Source organism: Saccharibacillus endophyticus (assembly GCF_013185185.1).
GTDB classification, from domain to species: Bacteria; Bacillota; Bacilli; order Paenibacillales; family Paenibacillaceae; genus Saccharibacillus; species Saccharibacillus endophyticus.
The window spans coordinates 1,019,663-1,038,653 of sequence record NZ_JAAZWE010000001.1; the positions used below are offsets into that span (position 1 = coordinate 1,019,663).

Annotated in this window: 11 protein-coding genes; 1 reads left to right on the forward strand and 10 read right to left on the reverse strand. The window is 54.1% G+C overall.

What is annotated here, in order from left to right:
* Positions 1 to 441: 441 nt before the first annotated feature.
* Genes HRQ63_RS04575 through HRQ63_RS04595 form a run of 5 tightly spaced genes read right to left on the reverse strand, consistent with a single transcriptional unit; the run spans position 442 to position 6,481 of the window.
* Positions 442 to 1,398, reverse strand: a complete 957-nt coding sequence (locus tag HRQ63_RS04575; RefSeq protein ID WP_172240608.1) for a pectinesterase family protein — start codon at positions 1,396 to 1,398, stop codon at positions 442 to 444.
* A 23-nt stretch (positions 1,399 to 1,421) separates the two neighbouring features.
* On the reverse strand, positions 1,422 to 2,765 hold the full coding sequence (locus tag HRQ63_RS04580; RefSeq protein WP_172239756.1) for a glycoside hydrolase family 28 protein: 1,344 nt from the start codon (positions 2,763 to 2,765) through the stop codon (positions 1,422 to 1,424).
* Position 2,766: 1 nt separating this feature from the next.
* Positions 2,767 to 4,014 (reverse strand): glycoside hydrolase family 88/105 protein, encoded by a 1,248-nt coding sequence (locus tag HRQ63_RS04585; RefSeq protein WP_172239759.1) that lies wholly within the window; start codon positions 4,012 to 4,014, stop codon positions 2,767 to 2,769.
* A gap of 15 nt (positions 4,015 to 4,029) precedes the next feature.
* A complete protein-coding gene (locus tag HRQ63_RS04590; protein WP_172239762.1) occupies positions 4,030 to 5,559 on the reverse strand; it encodes an extracellular solute-binding protein in 1,530 nt (509 codons plus the stop codon).
* Positions 5,560 to 5,608: 49 nt separating this feature from the next.
* Positions 5,609 to 6,481 (reverse strand): ABC transporter permease, encoded by an 873-nt coding sequence (locus HRQ63_RS04595; RefSeq protein WP_229714099.1) that lies wholly within the window; start codon positions 6,479 to 6,481, stop codon positions 5,609 to 5,611.
* 369 nt (positions 6,482 to 6,850) lie between these two features.
* Here HRQ63_RS04595 and HRQ63_RS04600 point away from each other — a divergent pair, with 369 nt between their 5' ends.
* Positions 6,851 to 7,738 carry a carbohydrate ABC transporter permease gene (locus tag HRQ63_RS04600; RefSeq protein ID WP_172239768.1) on the forward strand — a complete coding sequence of 296 codons (888 nt, stop codon included), beginning with the start codon at positions 6,851 to 6,853 and terminating at the stop codon, positions 7,736 to 7,738.
* 87 nt (positions 7,739 to 7,825) lie between these two features.
* On the opposite strand, the gene HRQ63_RS04605 is transcribed toward HRQ63_RS04600, so the two are convergent.
* From HRQ63_RS04605 to HRQ63_RS04625, 5 genes are all read right to left on the reverse strand, one after another.
* Positions 7,826 to 10,066, reverse strand: a complete 2,241-nt coding sequence (locus HRQ63_RS04605) for an AraC family transcriptional regulator (protein WP_172239771.1) — start codon at positions 10,064 to 10,066, stop codon at positions 7,826 to 7,828.
* A 234-nt stretch (positions 10,067 to 10,300) separates the two neighbouring features.
* On the reverse strand, positions 10,301 to 11,170 hold the full coding sequence (gene msrA / locus HRQ63_RS04610) for a peptide-methionine (S)-S-oxide reductase MsrA (RefSeq protein WP_229714100.1): 870 nt from the start codon (positions 11,168 to 11,170) through the stop codon (positions 10,301 to 10,303).
* Positions 11,171 to 11,377: 207 nt separating this feature from the next.
* Positions 11,378 to 12,226, reverse strand: a complete 849-nt coding sequence (locus tag HRQ63_RS04615) for a S66 peptidase family protein (protein WP_172239774.1) — start codon at positions 12,224 to 12,226, stop codon at positions 11,378 to 11,380.
* Positions 12,227 to 12,543: 317 nt separating this feature from the next.
* Entirely contained in the window at positions 12,544 to 14,961 is a 2,418-nt protein-coding gene (locus tag HRQ63_RS04620; RefSeq protein ID WP_172239777.1) for a putative bifunctional diguanylate cyclase/phosphodiesterase, read from the reverse strand.
* 223 nt (positions 14,962 to 15,184) lie between these two features.
* On the reverse strand, positions 15,185 to 18,991 hold the full coding sequence (locus HRQ63_RS04625) for a dynamin family protein (protein ID WP_172239780.1): 3,807 nt from the start codon (positions 18,989 to 18,991) through the stop codon (positions 15,185 to 15,187).

Consider the following 18,991-nt stretch of genomic DNA (forward strand, 5'->3'; position numbering starts at 1 on the left):
TTTCTTTCGGTTTCCCAATTTCCGTATACGGTTGCAATGCTTGAGCATAATGCAGTTTATCACCACGCCTTTATCCCGGCAAAGCGAGGAAAAAAGCATATTTCGGCAAGGGAGCGGCTCTGCATGCGACTAGTGTTGTCAGCGCATTCATTCATACGAAATAGTCTCGCATCCTCGCTTATTCGGCAACTTTGACGAATTTCGAAAAATATGGCCTACAAAATTCGAAAACGCTTTAACTTTTTTCGAAAATCAGTCTTTCCGGATAATCAAAAAAACCCGGTACAATCGACTGTTCCATACATTTTTCGGACAAAAAAACTCCAATATTACGACACCGCTCGCCCTTGCTCCATTCAAAAAGACTGCTTCCGTTCAAATGGCAAGCATCATACGCGCTGTCCATTCGAGCAGAAACAGTCTTTCTTCATTTAATCGAACTCACCAAAAACGCTCGTCTGCAAAAACATCTCCCCGGCTCCATAATTTTCCCGGGGATGTGTCATCAACCGCCCAAGCAACGCGTCGGCTCGAGTCTTTGCCAGCCGCGCTTCCGTATTCCCGATAATCCGCAGTACGTTCGTTGGCGGCATCTCCCCAATTGTCCCATCCTTCCGGATGAATATGGCTTCCCATTCGGCAATCGGCAAATACGGTTCGGGCATAGGCACGCCACGGTCGACCCAGATATACGGATGCGGAAGCCACGTCGGAAGCAGCAGTGAGCACGCAGCGGCGAAAGACATAGCCGAAAGACTGATTTTCAGGCGTGGACGCCGCCGTGACGTAACCGAACGAATCCTGATTCGGACGAGCCAGACTATGCAGTTCGCATTGTTCGAAATAAGCGCAAGCCCCGCCGAATACGTAGTCCACGGTTCCTTCGATTCGGCAATTCATGTACAGCTGCCGGTACTGCTCGTGACGCTGGCGGATTTCGATACCTCCAAATACAGAACCTTTCTTCGGAGAAGGGGGAAGCGGGCCCGTGAACAACGTGTCTTGATGGCCTTTGAATATGCAGGAGCGAAAAACAGTCCGATCGCAGTAAGCCGCAACCGCGATCGCTTGTCCGATAGACTCTCCCTGTCCCGCCGTATTCGAGACCGTTATGTTTTCTACCCGCAGATCGCTTCCGCCCAAAAAAAGCGTCGGCGTGGCGAAGGTTCCGATTTCCTTGCCGTCTGTTCCTTTTTCCCGGGCAAAGCGATTCATTTCGATAGTCACTTGGCCTACGCCGATCATCTTCAGGTTGGACCGATAAATTCGAAGCTGCTCGCGATACGTACCCGACAAGATGTACAACGTTTCGGGGATTTGCGGATCGCGACGTTCCAGTTCTTCGACCGCCTCCCCTATCGAAGCGTATTCGCAAAAGGGTTCTGCACCGACCCACAACGGCATTCGAAATCCCTCCTTAGTTAAAAGCTGCCCGAATCCGCGTATTGCACCAAACGTTCGGGTTGCGCGGTATGCACGGAGCGGCAATCGACGACTTCGACCTCTTCCCCGTGTTCGATATGAAAGGCAGGGCCTTCATGCTGCGCGATTCGCACCCGACGAAACGCGATGTCCCGCACATTCCCCAAATAAAATCCTCGGGCGCGCATCGGCTCAAGATCGGCCATCATGGCAGGAAGCCCGGGAATCGCATCCTCCGCCATCGAAATCTCGATATCGTCAAAAGTCACTTCGGAAATCGGCATCTCGGCCAATCCGTACAGAAATCCGGCCGCGGCATGCACCTGGCGAGCCGTAATATGAGCAAAATGAATCCTGCGGAAGATCGGCGTCTCCTTCGTTACCGGATACGGATTCTTGTCCCAGACATACCGGTCCTGACCGCGCGGTCCGCAGAAATAATACAGATTCAGAATGAACGGGCAAATCACGTTTTCCATGACGATATTGCTGACCCTAATGTCTTCGACGATCCCGCCGCGTCCGCGTCTGGACTTGAATCGTATGCCGCGATCCGTTTCCTTGAACACGCAGTTCTGAATGACTACGTTGCGAATGTCTCCGCTCATTTCGCTGCCGAGCACGACGGCGCCGTGTCCATGCAGCATGGTACAATTGACAATGGAGATATTTTCGCAGGGGATCCGCTCTTGCGCGTCTTCCGTGCCCGACTTGATCGCGATACAGTCGTCGCCGACATCGATATGACAGTTCACGATTCGCACGCCGGAACACGACTCGGGATTGATTCCGTCGGTATTCGGCGAATCGGCCGGGTTCAAGATCGACAAGTTGTCGATCGTCACGTCTTGGCAGCGCATCGGATTCACCGTCCAGCTTGGCGAATTCACCAAATGCAAGTCGCGCAGCGTGACCCGGCGGCAGCGATCCAGGCCGATGAGCTTGGGGCGCGGATATCGAAGTTCCTCCGACGCGCCGCGATGTCGATTCCACCATGCTTGTCCGCAGCCGTCCAACGTTCCGCCTCCGGTTACCGAGACGTTTTTCAGATCGGCTCCGTGCAAACAGGAAGCGTATACCTGCCTGTTCGCGCCCTCCCAGCGGGACTCGACAATCGGATACTCTGCGGGATCGGTACTGAATTTCAGCACGGAACCCGCACTGAGTCGAAGCTCGATATGGCTGCGAAGCGAGACGGAACCCGTTAAATAGATTCCCGCCGGCACGAAAACCGTCCCTCCTCCCGCCAACGAAGCGGCATCGATAGCCGCCTGAATGCCGCTCGTCGAAGATTGTTCCGTGTTGGGCAGCGCTCCGTAATCCGTAACGTTATACAGGGCCACGTCAACTCGCTCCTTCCGCTCCAACCGAGGACACTCCAGTCGATGGCGTGGTCTTGTGCACGGCTTGATCGGACCGGGACGCGTATTGATCTGATGATGCGCCGGAATTCATCGGTCTTGGCAGCAGCAGTTCATACTCGACGCAGGCTTGCAAAAATGCGCCCAGCCCTTTCTGGTCATTGGTGACGATCGGCTCGCTGATATAATAAGCAAAGCTGCCGTCGCGTTTGTCCGCGCCGCCGAGTCCCGCAACCTGGCAGTTTTTGTTCAGGTTGATCCAGCCTTCTTTCGTTTCGAGCACGAATTCGTCGATCAGGCCGCGGAAAGCCAGCTCCAACGGCTCCCGCCAGCTATCGTCCAACATGCCGAGACGGATACCTTTTGCCATGGCGTAAGCGATCATGGAAGTGGCCGACGCTTCCCGGTAATTGCCTTTCCGGTCGGCCTGGTCGACGATCTGGTACCAGACGCCGGAATCCGCATCTTGATAACGGCGGAGCGCCGTCAGCGTATCGGTCAAAATCCGCAGCAGCTCCGGAGCGTCGGATCGAGCTGCCGGAAGCAGCTCCAGCGTATCGACGAGCGCCATGACGAACCAGCCGAGCGAACGCCCCCAGAAGTGCGGAGACAAACCCGTTTGCGGATCGCACCACGGCTGAACTTTTTTCTCGTCCCAGGCATGATAGAGCAATCCGGTCTTCGCGTCCCGCGTATGCTTTTCGCATAACAGGAACTGCTTCGTCACGTCATCCAGCCCTTCGCCGCCTGCATATTCCAGCTGATATTGCAGATAGAACGGCGCGCCCATGTACAAGCCGTCCAGCCAGATCTGATAAGGATAAATCTGTTTATGCCAAAAGGCGCCTTCGGACGTGCGGGGATGGCTTGTCAATTGTTCGCGCAGCAGATCCGCCGCCGTCCGGTATTTGGCTTCGCCCGTCTTCTTATGGAGCGCGAACATCAGCTTGCCGTTGTTGATATGGTCGATATTGTACTCGTCTTGGGCATAGCCTCGGATCGTACCGTCCGCCTGCACGAACTCGTCCATCTGTTTTTGCATATAACGGAAGTACCGGTCGTCGCCGGTACGACGCCACAGCGCTTCGAAACCTTTTAACACTACCCCGTAATCGTACGACCATTTGCCTCCGTGCCCGTTGCACGCGTGCAGCAGCGGACTTCGCTCCATGATCGATTCCGCCGTGCGCACGGCGTAACTTTGTTTATTCAAAACGTTATGCTGATCCATAGGTTCCTCCTTTGCTTACGATTGAATTTCTTTGTAAGCGGCTTCATATTCAGCAATGATTGCATCTCCGCCGGATTTTTTCCAACTTTCAACCGCGGCATCGAATCCTGCACGATCAAGTTCGCCCAGAATGTACTTATACGTAGCGTCCGTGATCGTTTTTTGCAGCTCGGAGCCTTGCGTGTTATACGTCTCCGATTCCAGCGAGTAAGCCGGATTCAGTACCGCGTAATCGGCATTGTCCGCAATCAGCTTGTCGGATTCCTTTTTCAGCGGGTCGGCGTCATGGATCTTGAACCCGCTCTCTTTCGGACGGCTGGCCGAGAACGGTTGGACTTCCTGCTGCCACAGATCCGTATCGATGATCGTCGCCGCATCCTGATCGTCCACCGTATAGTGCGTGCCTTCGATGCCGTAGGTCATCAGCGCGTAAACGTCTTCGTCGAGCAGATCGTTCACGAATTTCAGCACTCTTTTCAACTCGGCTTCGTCTTTGACTTCGGATCTCGGGAATGACAGCAAGCCGCCAATGCCGTTGTTCGCTGCCCAGATTGCCCGGTCCGCCTCATTGCCCGTCGACGTGATGTCGTTGACGAGTACCAGCTCCATATCGTCCTGAATGCCTTTCGCCATGTTCAGCAAGTTTTTGCTGTCAAAGATCGCGCCTACGTAGATGCCTGCACGGCCCTGGGCGAACTTTTGCTGTTGGTCGGTTTTGGCGGTAACGGCGAAGTCCTGATTAATATACCCTTTTTGATACAGTTCTTTCATGTAATCCATCGTGTCCGCGTAACCTTGCGTCATGAACTCCGGCGTCATTTTTCCGTCCGCGCTTACTTCCCAAATATTCGGCGTTCCGAAGTAAGAACTGAGCGTCTTGAACGCCCCGTAGGTCAGATCGCTGCGGTCCACGAAGCCTGTCGTATCGTCCTTGCCGTTGCCGTCGGGATCATCTTCCGTGAACGCCCGCGCGACTTCCATCAGTTCTGCGGTCGTATGCGGCGTCTCCAGTCCCAGCTTATCGAGCCAATCTTTGCGGATGGTGATGCCGTTGCGCGCCAGATCCTTTTGGAACGGAACGCCGTACAGCGTACCGCTGATCGAAGCCGAACGGCGCGTATCTTCGGAAATTTTCGCCAGGTTCGGGTAATCGTTCAGATAAGGCTCCACGTCCCAGAACAGACCGGATTTGAGCGAGTTGCGCACGGAAGAGTTATCGAGCATCGTCAGCGTCACGATATCGGCGAGCGAATCGGAGGCCAGCGAAGTATTGATCCGTTCTTCCTTCGACGCGTCCGGGATCCAGGAGAACTGGATATCGGAGTTGGTCTTCTCTTCGATCTTGTTCAAAATGGTCTCGGTCGGCGGGGAAGCGGTGTGCAGGATGTTCAGCCAGCTGATATTCGCTTTCGAATTCTCGTCGTACGGCTCGCCGGAAGCGGCTTGATTGCTGCTTGCTCCGCCGCTGCAGGCACTAAGCAGAAGAATTGTGGTACACAGCAGCAGCGCCCCCGTTTTACGGGCTTTTCTCGCAACTTTTTTCATGTGATTACCCCTTCTTTTTTGGAATAAAATCTTCGCTTGCAGCATGCGCTCAATACACGCCGTCTTCCCCCATCTTTTTGGCGAGCCGGTTGGACAACATGACCAGAACCAATCCGACTACCCCTTTGAACAAACCGACGGTCGTACTGTAGCTGAGCTGACCGTTCTTGAGCCCCGCCGTATAGATGTACGTATCGAAAATTTCCGCCACTTCGCGGTTGAGGGAATTCAGCAGCAGATACATATGCTCGAAGCCCAGATCCAGCGTGCTGCCGATCTTCAGAATAAGCAGGGTGATAATGACCGGACGGATTGCGGGAAGCGTGACGTGCCAGGTCTTGCGCAGGCGTCCGGCTCCGTCCATCTCCGCCGCTTCGTACAACTGCGTGTCGACGACGGTAATCGCGGCCAGGTAGATGATCGTCGACCAGCCGAGTTCTTTCCAGATGATCTGCCCGATGTAGACGGTACGCAGCCACTCCGACGAGGTGAGGAAGCTGATCTTCGGCAGTCCGACTGCCGCAAGCAGCTCGTTCAGCACGCCGCCGTCGACCGTCAGAAATACATAAGTAATGGAAACGATGATGACCCAAGACATGAAGTGCGGGATGTAGATGATCGTTTGAATCGAGTTTTTGAAAAACTTGTGCCGAACTTCGTTGAGCATGAGCGCGAGAATAATCGGTAACGGGAAAAAGAAAACGATGTTCATCGCGAACAGGACCAACGTGTTGCGCAGCAGCATGAAGAAGGTAGGTTCCGTGAACAGGCGGATAAAATGTTTGAATCCTACCCATTCGCTGCCCATGATGCCTCGGTACGGCTGGTAATCCTGGAAGGCGATCACCAGACCTCCCATCGGGAAATACTTGAATACGACGAAATAGAGAAAACCGGGCAGGATCATCAAGTACAGCAGCATGTGCTTGCGAACGCCGAATCCGCGTTTGCGCACGGCTTGACGATCATGCGTCAGCAGGGACGCATCGGACACGTTTACCGGCTTTGCCATCGTTAACCGACCTCACTCTCACTTTGAATTCCGATTGCTTCCCCAGCGTAAGCCCAAAGACCGATTCCGTATATAATCATCAAATGATAACGCTTCCAAAACCCCGTCGTTACGGGTTTTGTTGGCGAGTGAACGGTTCTGATGATTATATTCGAAGCTGATGATTATCCGGCAAACAAAGCATTATACGCCCATCACCTCATGCGCGGATTATATACGGAACGCAAGGCCGCTGGTATCGTGGAGATAGGCATTCAAGTCCATAAGGAGGTTCATATCATGGAGCATTCTTCTTCGCATCGCAAGCAAACTCTCGGCAGCCGGCTGTTCAATATCGTCAACTATACGCTGCTGATCCTGATCGCGCTCATCTGTCTGCTGCCGTTCATTAACGTGATCGCCAGCTCGTTCGCGTCTACCCAGGAGGTCGTATCCAAAAAGTTCATCTTGTTCCCCACTACATTTTCTCTGGATGCTTACCGCTACATCTTGTCCACGCCGACGATCTTCAAAGGACTCGGCGTATCGGTCGGCGTGACGCTGGTCGGAACGATCGTGAGCATGGTGCTGACCGCGCTGATGGCTTACGGATTGTCGCGCAAATACTTAAGAGGCCGCAACTTCATCAACTTCGTCGTCGTGTTCTCCATGCTGTTCAGCGGCGGGATGATTCCTACGTTTCTGGTCGTCAAAGGAACCGGCCTGATCGACTCCTATTGGTCTTTGATTCTTCCGGTTGCCGTCAACGCGTTCAATCTGATCATCATGCGGAACTTCTTCCAAGCGCTGCCTGACGAATTGGAGGAATCCGCGAAGATCGACGGCAGCAACGACTTCGGCATTTTCCTGAAAATCATGCTGCCGCTCGCTCTTCCTTCGATTGCCACGATCTCGCTCTTTTATGCCGTGACCTATTGGAATACCTACATGACGGCGATCTTGTATCTGACGGATTCCGTCAAATGGCCGATCCAGGTGCTGCTGCGTCAGATCGTGATCGTATCGAGCGGCATGCAGGCGGAAGGCACGTCGGTCGACGTCATCCCGCCTGCGCAGACGATCAAGATGGCCGTGATCGTGGTCGCGACCATTCCGATGCTGATCGCTTACCCGTTCGTGCAGAAGCATTTTACCAAAGGCGCGCTGCTGGGAGCGGTCAAAGGCTGATCGGTCACTGCCCATGCCTCGCTTCCATCGGATACGACAAAGCCCCGTTCTTCTGTGGAACCACAGGAGCACGGGGCTTTTCGTGCGTCACATATTTTGTCTGAGCTTGCGGTATACGCCTGGCGTCACTTGTTCTTTTTTTCGGAACGAACGAATAAAGTTTTGCGGGTTATGGTATTGCAGACGCTCGGCGATTTCTTTTACGGTCTGATCGGTCTCGGTCAGCCATTTTTTCGCCATGTCGAGCCGGTACCCCATCAAGTAATCGCTGAAGGTCGTGCCGAATTCCTTTTTGAAAATACTGCTGAGATAATTGGGATTGTAATGCAGCCGCTCTCCGATCATCTCCAGCGACAACTCCCGATCGTACTCTTCGCGCACGATATCGGCGATCGTCTGCGACAAACAGCGGAATTGCTCGTTCGTTTTCTTTTCCATGCTGCGGACCATCGGGAAAATAACCTGCTCGACCAAAATGCGCTCCACCTCTTCGGGATTTCGGATACTGAGCAAACGATGGTACAACGCATGATTGTCGGCGGTCAGCAGCACTTCGATTCCGAGCAGCTGCTCCAGTTGGATCAGATTGTTGACCAGCCGCACGAGCATCACTTCCAGGTTCATCGAATTGCGGCTTTTTTTCATGAATTCGGCCAGCAGCGGATACAGCGCCGCCGATACCTGCCCTTCGTCGCCTATGCGGATTGCGTCGAACAGTTTGGATTCCAAATGCGCCGGATAATGCAGCAGCACCGGACCGGAGACGACCGATTCGATATCTTCGTAAAAAATGATCGACTCCTTGCCCAAATTCAACCGCTGATGCAGCGCCTGCTTGCTCATTTCGCACGCTTCGCGACTTTTGAGCAGATTCGGATAAGCTCGGCTGATCCCTACGCTGACCGACAGCTTGAGATAATCTTTGACCGCGCGTACCATCTGTTTGGCATATTCCAGCATTTGCCGACGGATCTCCTGCTCGCCGTAATCGTCGAACATCAGGATCGTGGCCTGCGTGTCGTCGTTCAAAATGACCGGCAGCATTCGTATCCGAGCGGGAATGATCTCCTCGGCAATCTTGTTGACCGCGAGCAGCAGCACGTCCCGATCCGGCGTATCTCGTTTGCCTACGTTGTCGAGTTGAACCAGCATGGTGACGTATTGTCTGGACCGGCTTCCTTCGTAGCCCAGACGCTTCAAATGATGCTCCAGCTCCCCTGCCGAGATGCGGCTGCGGAACAGATTTAGCACGAACTGCGTCTGAAGCTGCGGCTGTTCGGCTTCCATCAGCGTTTCGAGGCTTTGCTTTTCGCTCAGCAGCCGATTGATCGAAGACAAAATCCAATCGACTTCGTTTTTGCCTCGCGGCGAAGCATGGTCAGGCAGGCTGCTCGTGATCTGGCTGATGGGTTTGGTAAAACGGGCAGCGATCACGTAAGCGACCACGGCGATCAGTAAGATCAAAGCCAGCTCCATGGCGATCAATCCGAATCGGGTCGCTTTTAAAGCGCCGGCGATTTCTCTGGGATCAAGCACGGTGAAATAGGTCCAATTGTTGTAAGCGGAACGCGAATAAATAAAATCGCCTTTCGTTTCATGGCTTGATTTTGCGTCGATCATGCCTTTGGTCTCGCCTTCTCCCGCGACTCGAGTCAAATTCAATCGCTCGGCTTCATTGATCGGCGACTCCGAGTCGGTATCGTACATCAACTCGCCTTGTTTGTTCAAAATAAACACTCTGGCGCCGTCTTCGCTTCGAAGCGTCCGGCCCAACGTATCCAACGATAGATCCGACAGCGCGATCGCGTCTTTGTTCGTGGAAAAAGCGGGCAGCGTGTTAACGAATCGGATTCCGTTCTCCGTTTTGATCCAGAACAAGCCTTTTTCTTGGTTATCGATGTATTGCCGATACAAGCGCTCTTTCTCCGCGGCATCGATATAGGATAGCGTTCCGTTCGAGATCATCCAGTCTCTTTTCAGGCTGATTAACGTATATTCGGCTCCTTCCAAGCCCATCGTGGCAATATAGTTCAGTTGGGAATTCACTTCCCGGTAAGCAACGAAATCGCGTTGGGTGATCGGGTTATCGACAACCTGATCGAAGGAGGTTGTCGTGCTGTATGTATTGAAAGCGTATTCAATTGTGCGTATTTTTTGTTCCAGATTGTTTTTGATTTGGGTAATGGAATTTTGCTTTTCTTCGGCCACGCTGTCGATGACTGATCGGACGGTCTGAAAATACGTATAAATTCCAAAGCTTACTGCCAGGGCGACGCCCAGCAGAAGGATGGGAATGAACGTTTTATAAAACATTCTTCCTTTTTTCATCAAATCCCTCCAGCGTCTATAAGATTCTTCCATATTATAACGTTTAAAAGAGGGAGGGGGAAGGTCTTAATTTGGCGGGGAAGCGCGGGGCGGCTGCGGGAAAAGATAAGACCGTTTGGGGGAGTAGTCAGGGAAGGGCAATGCCTTCTAGGATCGTTTTTGTGGCAAGCTTAAAGTTCGCCTATAATATCAAATACGGATTTCGATCATTTCGAAGAATAGTAACGCGTATGCCTATTCCATTTCGTCTTGCGGGACGAAACGGAGGGCAGCGGAGTTTACGCGGTAGTGGAGACGTTGGTCGCCGGGGCCGTCGTAGAGGAGATATCCGAGTTTGATGCCGGTTAGGCGGCTGACTAGCGCGGTGCGGACGGTGTTGCTGCCGAGAGCAGCTTCGCGTTTGACCAGGCGGCTGCCGGAGGTTTTGGAGAAAGCGGGCCAGCCGTCGCCGGCGTCGTATTTGTCGGCCGCGTCGAACAAGGGGTCGCCGCTTAGGCGGTCGACGTAAGTACCCGGGCGCGTTTCGTTCCAATATGCGTTATCGAAAGCCGTTTCCATATCGCCGCGGATCATGACGTTATATTCGGTTTCGGTCAACTGCTGACGCAACCGTTCGCGGTCGCGGTCGGTATCCCAGTGTTCGTGAATGAACGTATCGCGACCCGAATGTTGACGGTAAAGACGGTAATGGCCGAAGCTGCGTTTATAGTAATCTTGATGTTCTTCTTCGGCAGGGTAAAACGGACCGGCTTCGGTGATTTCGGTGACGATTTTGCTTTTGAAGCGCCCGCTTTTTTGCAGATCTCGCTTGGACGCTTCGGCTTCCTTGCGCTGTTGATCGTTGCTTGTGAAAATCGCGGTTCGGTAGGAAGCGCCGCGATCCTGAAATTGACCGCCGGCGTCCGTCGGATCGATCTGCTGCCAGAACAGCTCCAGTAACCTTTTGTACGGAAAAATCTCCGGTTCGAATACGATTCGTACAGCTTCGGCATGTCCGGTCGTCTCGCTCGCTACTTCGTCGTACGTCGGATTTTCGGTATGTCCGCCGGTGTAGCCGGATACGACCGAGACGATACCCGGCAATTCGTCGAACGGCGAAACCATGCACCAGAAGCAGCCTCCCGCGAAGATTGCCGTGTCGAATCCGGGTTTGGAAGGAAGGCCCGCATACGCGGGATCCTTTTGCCCTTGCTGATCCGTTATGCCCCGTTCTGCTTCGGACTGCATCTTGGATGATCGTTTTGCATGTCCGAACCACCGCTTACGAAGCTTCATTGCGCCCCTTCCTTTCTAAGCCTGTTTGAAAACTTCCTAGCCGAGCACGATGCACTTCGCGTCTTCGCCATGTCCGATCTGACTCGATTTCACAATGGGAATGCTCCGGCCTTGCGTCAATTCAAGCAGTAGATCACGCACGATTCCGAATTCGCCGCGGCTTTCCAATTCGGTGAACGTTCCCAGCAGGAGTCCTGAACAACGCTCCAAGGCCCCGGTCTGGGAGAGTTGGGATAGCAGCGACGAGATTCTTGCGGCTCCGCCGCCCAATGCTTCAAGCAAAAGAACTTTTCCGGTGGCATCCGGCCAATACGGAGTCCCCGCAAGCTTGAGCAGACAGCGCAAATTTCCGCCGATCACATCTCCGTTCAGATCCTCTCCCTGCAAAAATTCAAAATCGAAATTATACAAATCCGGCAATCCTTCAAAGAACGTTCGATAAAAAGCTTCGCGTTGTCGTTCTGCGTAGGCTCCGATCAGGTTCATCGTTCGATAATGGTAAGTCCGAATGCCGCTGCGGGCCGACACTGCGTTCAATACCGTGGACAAGTCGCTCAGGCCGAACAACGGCTTGCCGGAATTCCGAATGGCTTCATAATGAAGCAGCGGCAAAATCTGATTCGCCGCATCTCCGCCGGATATATCGAAAATAGCGGCAATCCGCGGATCGGCGAATAAACGATTCAATTCATCTGCACGTTCGCGCGGCGTACCGCTGAAAGGCCCTGCGGTTCGGATCAACGTGCGCGATTCTTCGACCTGAAGTCCGAAGCTGCGAAATTGTCCGCTCAGCGCTTCGATTCGCGCGCGGTCTTCAGGCGCCAGGCCGTCCGAGCAAGCGATCAATGCGACCCTATCACCGGATTTCAATCGGAACGAGGACATAAAGATTCTCCTTTGCTTAAGGGTATACGCAACCTTAACGACATGCATCTTCGAAGTTTGCATACATGTTCCAAAAAGACTTTGCGGCTGCTTCGATCCTGTTTTCGCTAGGATCACGACCGCCGCGTTTTTTATTTTACACCATTTTTCCGTATTCGGAATAGGCATAACGCGTTTGCTGAACGGACGCGCTCGCAACGGCTTTAGGTTTTTCTATTTCGAATTTTTCATCATATTATTTTTATTTATTCAACCTTATCAGCAAAAATCCCCGATTCGATAATTCGCTGAATCGGGGATCCTATCCACGGGATGGTTTAAGAAACGTGCGCGCGGTCTACCTGTTCCGGGGTAAGCGGACGGCTGTAATAAAATCCTTGCACGTTATAGCATTGAAGCTCTTGCAGCAGCGCGACTTGCTCTTTGGTTTCAACGCCTTCGGCGATGATTTTCAAGCCCAACTGCTTGGCCATCGAAATGATCATTTCGGCGATCGCTTTGCTGTCTTTATCCGTCGTGATTTTGCGGATGAACGAGCGGTCGATCTTGAGGCAGTTGATCGGGAGGCTGTGCAGGTAGCTAAGCGAGCTGTACCCTGTTCCGAAGTCATCCATGGATACCGAAATGCCGGCTTCTTTAAGCTTGTCGAGAATTTCGATGACATGGTCTTCGTTATGCATCATCGCGCTTTCCGTAATCTCCAATTCCAGCAGATGCGGATCGAATTCCGTTTCCTGCAGCGTTTGGAGAATCGATTCATAGATATCCGGCTTCATCAGATGAACCTGGGAAATGTTGACCGCGATCGGCAGCGACGACCGGCCGGCAAGTTCCCAACGCTTCGCCTGCGCGCAGGCAGTACGCAGGACCCATTGTTCGATCGGCACGATCATGCCGCTTTTTTCTGCCAGCGGAATGAAACGGAGCGGCGAAATTTCACCGTGAACAGGGTGGTCCCAACGCAAAAGCGCTTCGTAACCGATGATGCGACTGGTACGGATATCGAATTTCGGTTGATAAAGCAATCGCAGTTGATCGCGGTCGACCGCATATTCGAGTTCTTGTTCCAGCCAGATCTCTTCCTGGCTCGTACGGTCGCTGGCCGCGTCGTAAAAGCGGTACTGCGAGCTGCCGTTCTGTTTGGCCACGTACATGGCGGCGTCCGCGTATTTCGTGAGCAGATCGCTCGACAAGCTGTCTTCCGGATAACGGGCGATTCCGACCGAAGCCGACAATTTGACCGTATGCTTGCCGATTTCGAACGGTTCGTTGAACCGTTCGACGATCTGTCCCGCCCATTTTTCTATTTCGGCACGGCGGCATACGCCGGGCAAAATGACCGTAAATTCGTCTCCGCCCATCCGCGCGAGAAAAGCGCTCGACGGAATGCTATCCTTAATCAGCCGTCCCGCATGCTTGATGACCAAATCGCCGAAAGCATGGCCGAAGAAGTCGTTCACCCGCTTAAAACGATCCAGATCCACGAACAGCAAAGTAAACGGCTCCGGTTTTCCTTCGCCGTAATGGGCATACCGCTCCAACGTATTTTCGTAGGAACGCCGATTGGCCAAACCCGTCAGTTCGTCGTGATAAGCCAAGTGACGGATCGTTTCCTGATCGCGTTTGCGTTTGGTGATGTTTTTGGCCATGCTGTAAGCGCCCACGACATGCCGTTCCACGACGATCGGCAGCGAAGTCAGCGCGTACGACTGCATATTGCCGTCCGGCCCTCTCACGTCGATCTCGGCCGTGCCGTGTCGTCCGCCAAGTACCGTTTTCATATGCTCGGCCACGATCCGCCGCTGCTCGCCCGAAAACAAATCGCTGAACTTGGAACCGACGACTTTTTTGCCCAACTTTTTCGCGACGGCTTCCGCTTGTTCATTCATGCCCATCACGACCCCTTGTTGATCGAATTCCAAGACGCCGTCGGGGTTATGCTCGTATAAGGAGATGTAATGTTGCTGCCTTTCGAGGATTCTTCGCGTTTGCAGCTTTTCCCTTACTCGCAGGAAATCGTCCGGGATGGCGACGAGGCAGCATACGATCGCCAACATAATGAGGTATGGGAGCAAAAAAGCCCGATTTTCTCCGATTTCGCCCAATTGGTTATACACATCCAAAGGCAGCACGGATAACACGCTCAAGATAGGGGCTCCGAACAGCGCGATGCCGCATAATACGATACCCGGCAGCGTCCAGCGCGAGTTCAGTCCGAGTTCGCGGTTCCGGTTGGATAACGCCAGCAGCCGGATCACGGCGAAGCCCACGCATAAGGTAAGCCCTACCGTCAGGGCCACAAGATCCGGATTCCATACCGCGAAATCGCGGAACAAAATCACGACGTTAACGTAATCGAAAATCAAGATCGTCAAGGATACGATCAATCCGGTCAAAAAGAAACGGCCCGAACCGCTCGGAGGCTTAACCGCGTAGCGCATGGCCAACGCGGTGGCCGCCAAACAGCCTAAGATGGTAAAAATAAAATGAATCGCGTAGTATTGCTTGTTGACCGGAAGCGTCAGCGAAAGCGGAGCGATGATATGATCGATGCTGAAAGCGGCCGTAGCCAGCAAAATGACAATGCTTTGTCGTCGTCTGACCCGCCCCGTGCGCAGCTCCGAACTTTTCCATGCCGCTCCATAAACAATTAACATACATGCCGCAATCGAGCCCATTAACGCAATCGCTAAATATACCCCGTTTAGTGATAGGATTTTCAAGATGTCATTCATGATATTCTCTCCCGCCTGCTTAACTTAGGGACCCGATCGTGCCAACTGCATCCATATGACTAACGACAATGAGTCTTTTATCTTATGAGTTACCCAGCAACTTGAGACTCGAAACCTTATTCGGATACAAAAAAAGGCAGGCAAGTGACATAAAATGTATGACATTGCCTGCTAAATATTTATTTGGAAACTACCTTGCTTAAAGCCGGGACTTTCGAACGTCTTATACGCTTGCCGCAGTTTCCGATTCCAGTATTTTTTCAAGACGATCTTCGATCCGTTTCCAGGAATCGGTATCGGATTTACCCGACAACGATAATCTAAGTCCTTCGGCCGCTTCTTCCGCCTGCCGCAGAACGGCCTGCGCGAGCTCCTTCTGCTTTTCGGCCAACTGCCTGCCGTAGAAGGATTCGAATTCGGGCAATCTGGCTTCGGTGATCTGCTGCATGGTTTCGCGGAAAGTCGCCAAAGCGGCTTCGCGAACGACATCGCGTCCGCGCTGTTCGAAGAAAGCTTTGGGATTTTTGAACAAAGGCCAGAGCGCTCCCCAGTTTAATGCTCCGCCGAGCTTCACTTCGGAAATTTCCGGCGTTTGCCATTCTCCGCCGTCTCCTTGCTCCGGCAGGTCGAACGGAGCTCCCAACGCGGACAGCCTTTCCAAGACGTCCTTCGCTCCTTCTTTCAGCATGCGTTGGCCTGCCCGCTCGACCCGAAGGCCGGTGGCGAGCAGTTCGTTTTCCGCTTCGCGCGCCACCATGCGCGACAACTCCCGGCCGCAAGCCAGGAAAGCCGCTTTGAGATCGCCGCTTCCCGAATGAAGGATGGCCGGGTTGAAGCTTTCGGCGAACCAAGCGTTGAAACGGAACTCGATCCGCTGCCGAACATGGAACAGCAGCTCCCGGATCTCGCGCGACAGCTCGGGAAGCTTATCGGCCGCTCCGCCCGTGCCGATGATCGTTTTCGCTTCGGCAAGCGAAAGCTCGAGCCGCTCCGCCCGGGCTTGCTTCTCTTGCTCGCCTTGCGTTGCTTCTTCGATCCAGCCGGCGATCCGTTCGCGTGCCGCTTCGATCTCGCGGTCGGCGGCGGCCGCGGCGAGTCCCGCCAATTCTTCGGCGGCGAAATGCATCAGTTCCCGTTCGAAATCCATGAATCGATCGATCCCTTCGACATCTGGGAATTCAACGGAACGATCTTGCGCGGCGTTGTTTTTTCGCGGCGCGGACTTTTTGCGATCAAGCGCGTTCAAACTGGACACCGGGTAAATCCTCGGTTTTAAAATGCCCTCCGCGCGCAGCCGCTCTTCCAAGTGCGCGGTTACTCCCGCGCATTCTTCTTCGGAATCGGCAAGATCGGCGGCATTGACGATGAAAAACGTCTTGTCGACGCTATCGCTGCCTTTGACCCGGCCGAGCTGGGCCAGAAACTGACGATCGGCGCGCGAAAACGCATGGTTGTAATACGTCACGAATACGAGCGCGTCGGCATTTTTCATGTAGTCGAACGTAACTCCCGTATGACGGGCATGCACCGAATCCGCTCCGGGGGTGTCCACCAGGACGATGCCTTGGCGGGTCCACTCCGAATCGATGTATACGTCGATCCGTTTGACGAAGCAGGCCCGGCTTTCATCGGCGGCATATCGGCGGAATTCCGCGGATTCCGTAAGCAGTTCGGTCCCGAGCAAAGGCTCGGCAAGATCGTATCCCGCATCTGCGGCACGCAGGAAGCTGTAATGCGCGCGTCCGGACGGATGGATACGATCAGGCGTCAACGCCCGGACCTCGGCGCGCCAACGGCCAAGCGCGGGATCTCGAAGTCCCAACAATTCGCACGCGTCCGCCAGGTCTCCGGCCACTTCCTCGGCGGTCTTCATGACGATGAGCGCCCTGCCGTGATCCTCGGCGCGTTCAGGTGCCATAATGCGGCTGATGGCCGCGGTCGTCGGATGCGGCGACACCGGCAAATAAGAATCCCCGAGCAGCGCGTTCGCGAAAGAAGATTTTCCGGCGCTGAAAGCGCCGAACAATGCCAGAGTGAAACGCCCTTCCCTCAGCGACGCTTCCCGTTCGCGCATGGCACGCAAAGCGGAACCGAATGCCGGCAGCGGTTCAAGCAATTCTGCGGCCTCGTTCAAACGCTCGGCCGACGCTTGCAAAATGCCGAGTCGTCCCGAAGCGGCGGATTCTTCCCCGCCTTCGGTCCCAAAAACGGAAGAAAACACTTCCTCGTCGCCTGAATCGTCTGCAGCTTCCGCTTCCCCGGCCGCCGAGCCGATCATCGCGAAAAAGGAATCGTCTGCGGTCGTCGCTTCGGTGCTCCGGCGCTTCGAATGCCGCTTGGCGCCAAGCAGTTCGTCCAACGCAGCCAGCCGAGCGGGCGAACGTTCATCGATGGCGCCGATCATACCGATCAGCTCCGCTTCGCGAACATCAAGCGCTTCACGCACTTCCCGGCGGCGGCGTGCTTTATCCGCGAATAAGGAAGCTTCCGCGATCTCCCGTTCGAGTAACGCCAACTTTTCCGCGTCCTGCGGTCCGCGGCTGTCCAAGAGGCGATCGGCAAACTCCAACGACGCCCTGCGGAATCGACCGAGCGCATCGGCACGCAAATCACCGGTAAAGTTCATCACGTATTCGGGCGACAACCGGGCATCGGACTTGAGAAGCCCGGTTATCCAGCCGTCCTCGACGCGCGGCAGCGCCTGCTCGAGCTGCGCCTCCCGATCGGCATCCCAGACGCCGATCTCGCGCCCGAACGCCCGCAGACGTTCCCGGACGTGAACATCGAGGCCTGCTTCCACGCGTTCCGAGAAATCGGACGCTGCGGTCTGAAGCCGATCTTCCCGTTCTTTTTCCGTCCGTTTTTTCGAACCGAAAAGTCCGCCGGCCCGGAAACCGGGCGCTGCGGATTCCAGATACGACTGGACAAGATCACGCAGCGAAGCGGGCATGATTGGCGCATTATCGAGAATTCGCCCGATATCCGCCATCAGCCGGTCGCGAAGCACGGTTCCCGCATCAAGCAGTTCGCTTCGTACCGACTGAAGCGCTTGCAAATTCGCTTCCGCGATACCTTCGTTTTCTGCTTCCTCCTCGGTCAGCGAAGCTGCTTCTTCCGGCCTAATATCCCGTTCGCGAGTCAGATGCCGTTCGATCAAATCACGGGCAGCCAAACGAATGCCGCGCCCCAGCAGTTCCTCCCGTTCTTCGAGCAGGCGCTCGATTAGCGTTACAAGACGCTGCCAATCGCTCAATGGATGATCGGGGTGCTTAACCGACAAGTATAGGATTCCGGCAGCGTTAATCTGCCAGTCTGCAAAGGTACGCTCAACCGTTTCCTGGTAATGCGTAAACGGCAGCTCTCCTTCCCGATGCTTATCGACTTGGTTCACGATCAAAACGAGCGGCTTGCCCAGATCGGACAGACTTTTGGCAAACGCCAAATTGGTTTCCGATTGAACATGGTTATAATCCATCACATAGAATACGACATCCGCCAAATGCAGCGCGGCATCGGTTGCGGAAGCATGGGCCGCATCGGTAGAATCGACGCCCGGCGTATCCAGAAAAGCTCCGCCGTGGTGCAGCAGCGGAATATCTCCCCAAATTTCAACCGTGGCATAAGCTTCCCCGTCTTTGCAGTAAAGGGCTAACGCTTCTTCCATCTCTTCGGGCGCCAATACAAGCTTCTTCGGTTCCCCGGGCAGGTCCGAATCGATTCCCGGCCTATCGGCTGTTTCCGCAGTCGGATGCAAGGTGATCTCCGCACGACGTTCTCCGCTTCGGATAATCGCTGCATTTGCCGTCGTCGGAAGCGGACCGGACGGCAGTAAAGGTCCTCCGCATAAGGCATTGATCAGACTTGATTTTCCGGCCGAGAAATGTCCGAGAAAAGCAAGCGTCAGCTCTTTTTGATTCCATTTGTGTTCAAGCTGGCCGATCTTGGCTGCTATTTCAGGATCTTCATATGAAATTAGAGCGGCACGCAGCCGCTCTAATTTCTTGTGCAGATCCCTGGAATTCATTGTCAT